The organism is Mycobacterium simiae (assembly GCF_008370645.1).
Classification (GTDB): Bacteria; Actinomycetota; Actinomycetes; order Mycobacteriales; family Mycobacteriaceae; genus Mycobacterium; species Mycobacterium simiae_A.
Genome location: NZ_VTZN01000178.1, coordinates 1 through 9,409, shown reverse-complemented (window position 1 = coordinate 9,409; position 9,409 = coordinate 1). Strand labels below are relative to the sequence as shown.

14 protein-coding genes are annotated in these 9,409 nt (G+C 65.9%); 11 read left to right on the top strand and 3 right to left on the bottom strand.

Annotated features, from left to right (window positions below; genetic code table 11):
• Window positions 1–277 precede the first annotated feature (277 nt).
• From F0Q45_RS21485 to F0Q45_RS21455, 7 genes are all read left to right on the top strand, one after another.
• Window positions 278–931 (top strand): RNA polymerase sigma factor, encoded by a 654-nt coding sequence (locus tag F0Q45_RS21485; protein WP_149655856.1) that lies wholly within the window; start codon window positions 278–280, stop codon window positions 929–931.
• A complete protein-coding gene (locus F0Q45_RS21480; protein WP_149655855.1) occupies window positions 921–1,196 on the top strand; it encodes a zf-HC2 domain-containing protein in 276 nt (91 codons plus the stop codon). Before F0Q45_RS21485 ends, F0Q45_RS21480 begins: the two co-directional genes overlap by 11 nt.
• 79 nt (window positions 1,197–1,275) lie before the next feature.
• Window positions 1,276–1,698 carry a DUF4383 domain-containing protein gene (locus tag F0Q45_RS21475; RefSeq protein WP_149655854.1) on the top strand — a complete coding sequence of 141 codons (423 nt, stop codon included), beginning with the start codon at window positions 1,276–1,278 and terminating at the stop codon, window positions 1,696–1,698.
• Window positions 1,699–1,937: 239 nt separating this feature from the next.
• Window positions 1,938–3,062, top strand: coding sequence for an alkene reductase (locus F0Q45_RS21470; RefSeq protein ID WP_149655853.1), 1,125 nt, complete (start codon window positions 1,938–1,940; stop codon window positions 3,060–3,062).
• Between the two features lie 179 nt (window positions 3,063–3,241).
• Window positions 3,242–3,652 (top strand): GNAT family N-acetyltransferase, encoded by a 411-nt coding sequence (locus F0Q45_RS21465; protein WP_149655852.1) that lies wholly within the window; start codon window positions 3,242–3,244, stop codon window positions 3,650–3,652.
• A 31-nt stretch (window positions 3,653–3,683) separates the two neighbouring features.
• Window positions 3,684–4,025, top strand: coding sequence for an FAD-dependent oxidoreductase (locus tag F0Q45_RS21460; RefSeq protein WP_188113076.1), 342 nt, complete (start codon window positions 3,684–3,686; stop codon window positions 4,023–4,025).
• A 152-nt stretch (window positions 4,026–4,177) separates the two neighbouring features.
• Entirely contained in the window at window positions 4,178–4,732 is a 555-nt protein-coding gene (locus F0Q45_RS21455) for a YHS domain-containing (seleno)protein (protein ID WP_149655850.1), read from the top strand.
• Window positions 4,733–5,138: 406 nt separating this feature from the next.
• Here the strand turns inward: F0Q45_RS21455 and F0Q45_RS21450 are convergent, their stop codons facing one another.
• The gene (locus F0Q45_RS21450; protein WP_149655858.1) at window positions 5,139–5,807 is read right to left on the bottom strand and encodes an ArsR/SmtB family transcription factor; all 669 of its coding nucleotides are present in this window, start codon (window positions 5,805–5,807) and stop codon (window positions 5,139–5,141) included.
• 28 nt (window positions 5,808–5,835) lie between these two features.
• On the opposite strand from F0Q45_RS21450, the gene F0Q45_RS21445 reads away from it, so the two are divergent.
• From F0Q45_RS21445 to F0Q45_RS21430, 4 genes are all read left to right on the top strand, one after another.
• On the top strand, window positions 5,836–6,231 hold the full coding sequence (locus F0Q45_RS21445) for a DsrE/DsrF/TusD sulfur relay family protein (RefSeq protein WP_149655849.1): 396 nt from the start codon (window positions 5,836–5,838) through the stop codon (window positions 6,229–6,231).
• A 41-nt stretch (window positions 6,232–6,272) separates the two neighbouring features.
• On the top strand, window positions 6,273–7,451 hold the full coding sequence (locus tag F0Q45_RS21440) for an NAD(P)/FAD-dependent oxidoreductase (protein ID WP_149655848.1): 1,179 nt from the start codon (window positions 6,273–6,275) through the stop codon (window positions 7,449–7,451).
• Between the two features lie 287 nt (window positions 7,452–7,738).
• Complete coding sequence (locus F0Q45_RS21435; RefSeq protein WP_262491103.1) at window positions 7,739–8,080, top strand: hypothetical protein; 342 nt, start codon at window positions 7,739–7,741, stop codon at window positions 8,078–8,080.
• 165 nt (window positions 8,081–8,245) lie between these two features.
• Complete coding sequence (locus tag F0Q45_RS21430) at window positions 8,246–8,623, top strand: DUF4189 domain-containing protein (RefSeq protein ID WP_262491102.1); 378 nt, start codon at window positions 8,246–8,248, stop codon at window positions 8,621–8,623.
• A 330-nt stretch (window positions 8,624–8,953) separates the two neighbouring features.
• On the opposite strand, the gene F0Q45_RS29550 is transcribed toward F0Q45_RS21430, so the two are convergent.
• Window positions 8,954–9,097: a hypothetical protein gene (locus F0Q45_RS29550; protein WP_262491101.1), complete on the bottom strand. Its 144-nt coding sequence runs from the start codon at window positions 9,095–9,097 to the stop codon at window positions 8,954–8,956.
• 226 nt (window positions 9,098–9,323) lie between these two features.
• On the bottom strand, window positions 9,324–9,409 hold an 86-nt coding region (locus tag F0Q45_RS29545; protein WP_262491104.1), incomplete at its 5' end, for a hypothetical protein.

Here is a 9,409-nt window from a genome sequence, read left to right as displayed (position 1 = left end):
GGTAGCCGTGCAGCAGCGCCGGGCTGTTGGCCATCACTCGAGTCAGGTTGGGAACCGCGCCCACAGCTTTTTTGACGGCAGACAACGCCGTCACCTGTTCAGGCGAGGCTTTCTCGTCGGTCACGAGGGGCAGATTGTTCATAGTTTCCTCCACGGTGTCGATCTGTTGGGACCGCGCCGGCGGGAGCGCGGCGGGTAGAGTTTGGACACCGCGGCATGCTGCCGCGTTACACCGCCGGTAACCCGATCGCCGGTGCAGTGAAGGATTCGACACGCAGTGGCTGTAATTGCGCGAACCGTCGCCGATGAGCGATGGGCGACCGAAGCCGATCTGATCGCGGCGCTCAAGGCCGGTGACGGACACGCGTTTCGCGCCCTAGTGGAAACACTGCACGCGCCGCTGGTAAGGATGGCCAGCGTCTACGTGTCGCGGGCAACGGCCGAAGACGCGGTGCAGGACGCCTGGGCCTCGGTGGTGCGTTCCATCGCCAGGTTCGAAGGCCGCGCCAGCGTTCGAACGTGGGTGTTCCGCGTGGTGCTCAACCGGGTGCGAACCCTGGCCCGAAAGGAGGCCAGCATTGTGCCGTTCGCGATCGCCGGGCCGGAGGCCGACCCACACCCATCCGTGGATCCGCAGCGGCTAATCCATCCCGAGCTTGGTGCCCACCATTGGCGCGACGTGCCCGCCCGCTGGGAATTGCTGCCCGAGCAGCAGTTGATGTCGGCAGAAGTCCGCTCGGTGGTGATCGACGCCTTACAGAAGCTGCCTGGTGCTCAACGCGAGGTGGTTGCGATGCGCGATCTGGAGGGCTGGTCGAGTGCGGAAACGTGCGAGGCCCTGGGTATTTCCGCGGTCAACCAGCGAGTGCTGCTGCACCGTGGCCGCACCGCCCTGCGCGCCGTACTGGAGGAGTATTTCCATGACCACTAGCGACGACTTCGTGACCAACGAATTGCGCATCACCTGCTCGGATGCGGTGGCGCTGGTGACCGAGTACCTCGAGGACGCGCTTGCCGAGTCAGACCTGGATCGCTTCGAACAGCACACCCGCGGATGCCAGGCCTGCCGGGTGTACGTGGACCAGATCCGGCGCACCATCCGGATCGCGGCAACAGCGCGCGACGAGTCGGTGCAGATCCGGCCCGCCAACTTCGACGCGCTCATCGCCGAGTTCCGCCAACTCGGTTCGGACTGATCTGTAACACCGCGCGCCGTAGGCGAGTCCATACCGATGCACGCCCGCGACCAGCGGGCCGCTCTCGGAAGGCATTGCCATGACTCGCAACCAACTCTTCGCCTACGCCTCTGCGGTGATCTACCTGGCCGCCGGCGTGATCGGCTTCGCGGTGACCGGGTTCGCCGACTTCACCGGCCACCATCACGCAAAAATCGTGATCCTCGCGGTGAACCCCCTGCACAACGTCGTTCACCTGGTGCTGGGGCTGATATGGCTGGGCGCGGGGCTCATCCCCTCGATCACACGCAAGGTCAACGTCGCTTTGGGTATCGGGCTGCTGGGCGCGTTCGCGCTCGGCGTAAGCGGCCTCGCCGGCTTGGTCAACATCCACTCCGTGGGCGAACCCGACAACTACCTGCACCTGATCTACGGCGCCCTGAGCATCTTCGTCGGTTGGAAACTCGCAGACACCCACAACCCCGCGCGGCCCAGTGGCAGTCTCATCTCATCGTCGCGGTGAAACCTGCTGCGGCTGTGCCCTGACCGTGATGGCTGGCGGGCGGGTCGTCTGCGACCTGGTTGCAGACCCCCGCCGTCCAGCATCCCGCACTGCCACCGGCGGCACCGGCGAAACCGCGCGGTGCCCGCAAACGTCGGTGGACAGCACGAACTCATGACCACGTGCTCGCATCGCCGTCTTGACTACCTAGGACGAATCGTCCTAGCCGACCCGCACACCAAGTGACCTAGGAGGATCAAATGTCCGCGGATTTGTTCGAGCCGTTTCGGCTCGGTGACTTAACGCTTGCCAACCGGATGGTCATGGCACCGATGACCCGAAATCGCGCCGACCGCGTCGGCGTCGTACCGCCGATGACGGTGGCTTACTATCAGCAACGTGCCAGCGCCGGTTTGATCATCGCGGAATCCGCGCACAGCTCTGCGGACGGTGTGGGCTACCCGTTCACGCCGGGCATATATACCGACGCCCAAGCCAAGGGCTGGCTGCGGGTCACCGACGCGGTGCACTCCGCGGGAGGCCGGATCTTTCTACAGGTGTTTCACTGTGGGAGGATCTCGCACCCTAGTTTGCTGCCAGGGAATGCGACCCCCGCGGCGCCGTCAGCCCAGCGTGCGGCCGGACAAGCCATGACATATGCGGGTATGCAAGATTTTGTTACTCCGCGCGCACTGCTGACCCGCGAGATTCCCGGGGTCGTAGCGCAGTTCCGGCATGCCGCGGCAATGGCCCAGCGGGCTGACTTCGATGGTGTGGAAATACATGCGGGCAACGGTTACCTCATCGATCAGTTTCTGCGCGATGGCAGCAACCACCGAACCGACGCGTACGGGGGAACCGTGCAAAACCGTGCGCGGCTGTTGGCCGAGATCCTGGACGCGGTGTGCACGGAGTGGCCGTCGCGGCGGGTGGGGGTGCGCCTGACACCGGAAAACAGCTTCAATTCGATGGCTGATTCCAACCCGCAGGAGCACTTCGAATACATCATCCGCGACCTGGGCCGGCACGACCTGGCCTATGTGCATGTACTCGAGGGAGACATGACCGCAGATGTGGAGGCCGGCGGCATCGATCGCCGCGCGACGACCAAGGCGATGGACTATCGATCGCTGCGCGCGAACTTCGCCGGGACCTACATCGCCAACAACGGCTATTACCTGGCCCGCGCCCAAACGGCACTGCGCCACGGCGCCGCCGACCTCATCGCTTTCGGCGTGCCGTTCCTGGCCAACCCGGACCTGGTGCGCCGATATCGGGAGGGTCTGCCGCTAAACGACGCGGATCCGTCGACGTTCTACGGCGGCGGTGAGGTCGGCTACACCGACTACCCCCTCTATCGCAGCACATACCTTCCAGCTGCTTAACCCGCAAGAGCCACTGATCCAGAGCGATGCCATGAGGGCATGACCCGCGATCACGTCGTCCGGGTCCCGGATCAGTTGCCGCGCAGAGAAAGAGAGTTCGATCATGGCATCGCAAACACGCACCGGTGGCGTGGTGGTGGGCCCCGCGCGGACCGCGGAACTGATGCCCGTCTTGGGGGCTGGCGGCTGCGTTCTATCGGGAGGAGGGTTTCACCACTCCGCCGCGAGAGTTGCAACACAGCCTTGGGGAGCTACTCGATTCGGCCGACGCGCGCGTCGCGGTCGCTGAGGGCCGCGACAGCAAGATCGTGGGCTTGGCGATCACCACACTGAGCTTCGGGCTCGAACAAGGCCGCATCGCCGAACTTGAGGACCTCTTCGTGCGGCCCGCTGCGCGGCACGGCGGAATCGGCGCCGCACTCATCGACAGCATCAACTGGGCCCGATCACGCGGCTGCCGCGCGCTCGAACTCGTGGTCGCACCCACCGGCGGCAATGTCGCTCGTCTACACCGCTACTACGCCAGGCACGGTGTCACCGACGTGGGCCGGCGACTCCTCAGCAGCAATCTCGCCCGCCAAGCCGAATGACCGCGTTTGAATGATCGGACGACACAACGCTATGAGTACGGAATCTGTCGGAAGGATCAACGACACGGCTGATGTCGTTATCGTCGGTGCCGGCCTGGCCGGGTTGACCGCGGCCCGAACGTTTTCCTGCCGCGGCCGTGCAGACCGCCGCGATACAGGCCAGGCAGCGGGTGGGCGCGCCTGGACCAAGCGAGACGCGCTGACGGGGCACAGCTTTGAGATGGGCGGGATGTTTGTCGATGCCGGCCAGCGTGTGATCAGCGCCGCACTGCGCGAATACGGTCTGACGACCACACCGGGTGCCAGGCGTCAACAGCACCGCCTGGACCAACGGAGGGCGGCGCAGCGCACCGCTGCCCGTGCCCAGCGCTGAACTGCCCGACCGGGAACACGCCGTGCGTGCGTGGCAGGACGCCGCAGCCGACCCCGACGACCCTCGGCTCGACATGCTCAGCGCCGCCGATTATCTCGGTCGCCTCTACCACACACGCGCGACCTGCCCGACGCGTTCTTCTCCGAACAGGGGTGGCCGAACTCGGGCCACGGCGCGTCGATATTCGCCCGCGCGATGTAACGCTGCGGGTCAACGAAGTGTCCAATCACTACCCGTCGCTTTTCGTGCGGCGAGGTTCCAACACCCAATGGACAGAAAGAAGACCCATGAACACTTCGTCTACCACCTCACCCAGCCTGGTCAATACCGCCGGCGCGAGCGGCTTCGCCCTCGACGGCTTTGACCCCGTGGCGTTCTTCACCGACGAGCAGCCGGTAAACGGCGATCCCACCATCACGGCGAAGCATCAGGGCGCCTTATACATGTTCGCCACCAAAGAGCACCAACAGCTGTTCGAGCAGAACCCCGAAAAATACGCTCCGCAATATGGAGGGTTTTGCGCCTTCGGCGTCTCGGTTGGTGCGCTGTTCCCGGTGGACATCGTCAACACCTGGCAGGTGCGTGACGGCAAACTGACAGTGATCTTGAACGCGGAGCTTCGCAAGGAATTCGACAAGGACCATGAGCAGAACGTGGCCAAGGCGGACAACAACTGGCCCGGTCTGGTCAGCGAGCACGCCAAGTAACCCCAGCGTGGGCTTGGCGGAAGTCCCAACGCAGTTGGCTTCCGCCATCCCGGCGGGCTCGTGTCCCGCCGGGGGGTACGCCGCGGAAGCGAACTCTGGAGTCAACTGTCGGGCGCCACAGCACGGGCCGCGCGACTACATGTTCGACAACCACATCGAAATCGGCCATCACAACGCGCTCGAGTTCCGGCCCAGCATGACCACATCGAGGCCGAACTCCACCGCGACGGGCATCGCCCGCTGCGCCTCCCCGCCCACCCAGAATCGTTCCACTGGATTGGATTTGTCATTTGACGTGGGGCAAATCGGCGTCGCTTCGGCGGCGTAGCGTGGGGGCCTCGCGGGGCGACCCAGACTCGCGCGACGGCGAATGACGTTCGGGCGCAGGCGGCGTCGGGCGGTCGGTTCAGGTTTCGACGGGCAGTCCGGCCAGTCGCCATTCGAGCATGCCGTCAGTCAGGCGTCGTACCGCTCGGCCGTGGGTGTCGGCGAGGCGGACCGCGTCGGGGGCCATGACGCAGTAGGCGCCGCGGCAGTAGGCGACGATGTCGGTGTCTGCGGGCAGTTCGGCCAGTCGGGCGGGTAGTTCGTCGAGCGGGATGCTGATCGCGCCGGGGATGTGTCCTGCCTCGTATTCTTCGCGGGGCCGCACGTCGATGACGGTGACCTCGCCGTCAGCAACGCGGGTCAGCAGCTCGTCGCGGGCGACGGCTTCGTTCTGGGAGCCTAGCAGCGCGGCGGCGGTCGTGGCGACGTCGGCGAGGTGGTGGTCGGCCACGACGCGGATGCGGGCGAACAGGTCGGCGACGTCATCGCCGGCGAGCCGGTAGTACAGGCGGGTGCCTTCGCGGCGGGCGGTGATGAGGCCGGCCTGTTTGAGTGTTTGCAGATGCGCCGAGGCGGTGGTCAGGTTGAGCCGCGCCGCCCGTGCCAGCGATTCCACGGTGCGTTCCCCCTGGGCGACCAGGTCGATCAGCTCCAGGCGCTTGCCGTGGCCCAGGGCCTTGCCGACGCGGGCAATCTGCTCGTACAGAAGGCCACGGTCCGCCACCACCTCGCTATTGCCTTTATCCATGGTTTTATGGAATATTGGATCTCGGCTCATGAGGTCGAGTGTAACCAACCCAGAGAAGCGAGTTGTCGACGTGAAGTTCCTGTTCGTTTTGCACGACCCGCCGTATGGCACCGAACGCAGCTACAACGGGGTGCGCTGGGCGCGGCAGATGTTGGATGCAGACCCCGGCAACGAGGTGCGGATCTTCAACTTCGCCGATGCCGTGGCCTCGGTCACCGCGGGCCAGACGGTGCCCAACGGCTACTACAACCTGGCGAGGATGACGACCGCGTTCACCGCCAAAGGTGGGGTGATCGGCAACTGCGGGGCCTGCATGGACGCCCGCGCCATCAGCGAGGACCGGCTGGTGTCTGGTGCCCAGCGCTCCTCGATGGCCGAACTCGCGGAGTGGACCGCGTGGGCCGACCAGGTCATCAACGTCTGAACCCCGGCAACACCAATCCTTATGGAAGAGAGCTGACTCCGATGAACAGAACCGTTGTTGTGGCCGGCGCCGGTGTCGGCGGGCTCAGCGTCGCCGACCGATTGCGGGCCATCCTGCCCGAGCGGGACCGCATCGTGCTGGTGGACCGCAGTTTCGATGGCACGCTGGGGTTGTCGTTGCTGTGGGTGCTGCGCGGCTGGCGCAACACCGACGAGGTCCGGGTCCGCCCCACCGCGGCGGCGTTGCCGGGGGTGGAGTTCGTCGCGGCCACCATCGAGTCGATCGACACCGCGGGCCGTGGCGTGCGCACCGACATTGCCGGTGTGATCGGCTACGACGCACTGGTGATCGCCTTGGGCGCGGAGCTGGACACCGCCAAGGTTCCCGGGCTGGCCGAAGCCCTGGCCTCTGACGTGGCCGGGCAGTTCTACACCCTCGACGGGGCGGCGCGGCTGCACGATCTGGTCCAGGACCTGAAGCGGGGACGGGTGGTGGTGCTGGTCGGCGGTGTGCCCTTCAAATGCCCGGCGGCACCGTTCGAGGCCGCGCTGCTGATCGCTGACCAACTCGGCGATAGGCACAGCAGCGGTGCGGTGTGGATAGACACGTTCACGCCGGACCCGCTGCCGATGCCGGTGGCCGGTCCCGAGGTCGGCAAGGCCCTGGTCGGGATGCTCGAATCCCGCGGCGTCGGATTCCATCCCGGCAAAACCGTCACCGCCGTCGACGCGGCTGCGCGGACGCTGCGCTTCGCCGACGGCGGCAGCGAATCGTTCGACCTGCTCGCGGTAGTACCGCCGCACGCTCCAACGGCTGCCGTCGTCTCCACCGAGTTGGCGCTGACCGGGTGGATCCCGGTCGATCCCGCCACCCTGGCCACGACCGCATCGGGTGTGTGGGCGATCGGCGACACCACCGTGTTGACGTTGCCCAACGGCAAACCGCTGCCGAAGGCAGCGGTGTTCGCCAAGAGTGAGGCTGAGGTGGTCGCCTACGGTGTGGCCCGTCATCTCGGCTACGAGGTGCCCGAATTGGCGTTCACCGGCGAAGGCGCCTGCTACGTCGAGGTCGGCGGACATGAGGCGGCCAAGGGCGCGGGCAACTTCCTCAACCCGCCTGCACCGTCGGTCACCCTGCACGAGCCGTCACGCGAATTCCACGAGGAAAAAGCCGCTGAGGAGCGCGAGTGGATCGCCCGCTGGAACACGGTGACACCGTGAAGCCACGCCCAATCTACTTGGACGACCAGTCCACCACACCTCACTCGCCGATGCGCCGGCCAGAGGGGCCGGCGTGCCAGGCGCATCGCCTGGGTTTATACCCTGCCCAGGTAAGGATTATAGCCACCTCGCGCGGGCGGAAGGTCTTCCCCGGTCGCCAGCACGCTTGATAGCGCTCTCTGAGTGTCGATTCGGCGGGCTGCGCCCACGACGTCGGGCAGGCCCTCGCGCATCTCGGGACTTTAGTCCCTACCCCGAAGGGGTATATAGGTGGCATCGTTCCGAGCATGACGCAGACTTCACAACCCATCGAACCGCCCGCAGAAGAGCAGCCCCGGCACTCGGATCGATCTGATCGGCAGGGCCGGTTGGATCAACTGTGGGCCGTGGTGGGCATCACTGCCGGTGTCGTCTTCGTTGTGGCGGTGATCTTTTTTTCGGGATTCTTTTTGGGTCGAGCCACAGACGGGCCGTATGGGGGTCAACGGATCTCCGACGGCGGGGGCGGGGGTACCTGCCCGATGATGGGATCCGGCGGAGGCATGGGCCCCGGCATGACGGGCCCGGGAGGATCGATGGCCCCCGGGCAAACGGCGAGCCCGACACCGCAGCCGACGCACCACCCATAGCGCGACGCAAGCCTAAAGAACGGCAGCGCGATCACTTTCGTAGCGCCATCTCAACTCACTCAAGCCGATGTGCTGCAACCTCAGGAAAGGCGTTAGGAAATGATAAAGAAACGAGGGCATCGGATCGCCCTTGCAACCGCGAGCGTGGGGGCTACGGCAGGGTTGATGATCATAGCGCTTCCGCTGGTTCCGCAGGTAGGCGCCAATCTCGACAATGCGGCGTTGGCCGAGATGGGTATGGCGGCCCAAATGCCCCACCACGTAATGCGCTATGGTGCGATCGCTTATTCCCCGAGTGGTGCGTGGGGTAGAGCGCTGGGTTACAAGTCTCAGACGCTAGCCGACCAAGTTGCGTTGGGGCGGTGCGGCGAGCAGGACTGCAAAGTGATCGTTGGCTTTAGATTGTGCGGCGCGGTCGCTTATGACGGCTCGACCTACGTGGGAGGAAGCGGCGCCACGCGCAGCGCGGCCGAAGCTAGCGCCTTGAACAGCCTGCCCGGCGGCAAGATCGTCAACTTTGGGTGCCAGCAACACAACAGCTAGCAGACGTGATCAGCAGCCGGTCACGGTTACCTCGCCGCGAAGCCGCTGAGCCGCGTCGTCGCAGGGAAGAGCCAATTTCGGCGCCCATCGCCGGTGGCCGGCCTTGCCCAGCGGCACTTTAAACCAGGTACCAGCTGGCCCGTAGTCGAAGACACTGCTTAGTTCGGTGATGTCGTCGAGCAGGCTACGCAGGCTCAGCACCGCTGACTGGGGCGACCGCCGCGGAGATGGTTCGCCCGGCGGCCGGCTGCGGCGCATTGCCCTCGCCGGCCGCGGGTGCGGTTCGATGTCAGGTAGCCCTCGACGCAGGCCCGGTCCAGCTAGTTGAGGCTAGTCAAGTGTGGGTGATGGGCCGGTGAGATATTCAGCGAACGGGAGCGGGTCGTTGACCGGGGATTCCACCTGTTCCATCCCGCCCGAGCCGACTAGGCCGATCCGGAAACCGGCGAAAGTCTGCCCCTCCCGCAGCGGCATCCCGGGGTAACTCCCGGATCTGCCGCCGACACACAGCCGCCCAGGTCGAGGCGTGCCTCAGCGGTGTCGGCCTGGTCGCTGGACCGAAGACGCTTGGCGTACAGCGCGGGGGCGCGCTCACAGGCGCGGACCCCCCCGCCGCAACCACGACACCGCCACCCAAGCCTCAACCGCAGCCCGCACCCGCCATCCGATCGTCGCGACGCGATCAGCGGCAGGTTCCGTATCACGGTGCGAGCCTGATAAAGCCAGGCGGCGTGGGTCGCGGAGACGGTTCCACCGGACCGCCGCTGCCGCCACCGCCGCTGCCGC

Coding starts and splice junctions, on each gene's coding strand:
- F0Q45_RS21435 (WP_262491103.1), top strand. CDS start 7,739: ATGACGCAGACTTCACAACCCATCGAACCGCCCGCAGAAGAGCAGCCC.
- F0Q45_RS21475 (WP_149655854.1), top strand. CDS start 1,276: ATGACTCGCAACCAACTCTTCGCCTACGCCTCTGCGGTGATCTACCTG.
- F0Q45_RS21470 (WP_149655853.1), top strand. CDS start 1,938: ATGTCCGCGGATTTGTTCGAGCCGTTTCGGCTCGGTGACTTAACGCTT.
- F0Q45_RS21445 (WP_149655849.1), top strand. CDS start 5,836: ATGAGGTCGAGTGTAACCAACCCAGAGAAGCGAGTTGTCGACGTGAAG.
- F0Q45_RS21440 (WP_149655848.1), top strand. CDS start 6,273: ATGAACAGAACCGTTGTTGTGGCCGGCGCCGGTGTCGGCGGGCTCAGC.
- F0Q45_RS29550 (WP_262491101.1), bottom strand. CDS start 9,097: ATGCCGCTGCGGGAGGGGCAGACTTTCGCCGGTTTCCGGATCGGCCTA.
- F0Q45_RS21450 (WP_149655858.1), bottom strand. CDS start 5,807: ATGGATAAAGGCAATAGCGAGGTGGTGGCGGACCGTGGCCTTCTGTAC.
- F0Q45_RS21480 (WP_149655855.1), top strand. CDS start 921: ATGACCACTAGCGACGACTTCGTGACCAACGAATTGCGCATCACCTGC.
- F0Q45_RS21460 (WP_188113076.1), top strand. CDS start 3,684: ATGAGTACGGAATCTGTCGGAAGGATCAACGACACGGCTGATGTCGTT.
- F0Q45_RS21430 (WP_262491102.1), top strand. CDS start 8,246: ATGATCATAGCGCTTCCGCTGGTTCCGCAGGTAGGCGCCAATCTCGAC.